Genomic DNA, 462 nt, shown 5'->3' on the forward strand with positions numbered 1-462 from the left:
GGTCTGGTGGGGGCCACGCAGGATCTGCTGGACGGCAGCCGGGACGCCGTCGTCTCCGGCGAGGACCCCGTCGTCCCGCTGCTGCTGCACGGCGACGCGGCGTTCGCCGGCCAGGGCGTGGTCGCCGAGACGCTGAACCTCGCCCTGCGCGCCGGTTACACGACCGGCGGCACCGTCCACATCGTGGTCAACAACCAGATCGGGTTCACCACGGCGCCAACGGATTCGCGGTCCAGCGAGTACTGCACGGACGTCGCCAAGATGATCGGCGCGCCGATCTTCCACGTCAACGGCGATGACCCGGAGGCCTGCGCCTGGGTGGCGCGGCTGGCAGTGGACTTCCGCCAGGCGTTCAAGAAGGACGTCGTCATCGACATGCTGTGCTACCGCCGCCGCGGACACAACGAAGGCGATGACCCGTCGATGACCCAGCCGTACATGTACGACGTCATCGACACCAAG

Annotated in this window: 1 protein-coding gene; it reads left to right on the forward strand. The window is 68.2% G+C overall.

Features of this window, described 5'->3' with window-relative positions:
* On the forward strand, window positions 1–462 hold a 462-nt coding region (locus tag RM572_RS29105), incomplete at both ends, for a thiamine pyrophosphate-dependent enzyme (RefSeq protein ID WP_311676353.1).

This window comes from Streptomyces hazeniae (genome assembly GCF_031845485.1).
In the GTDB taxonomy this organism is placed as follows: domain Bacteria; phylum Actinomycetota; class Actinomycetes; order Streptomycetales; family Streptomycetaceae; genus Streptomyces; species Streptomyces hazeniae.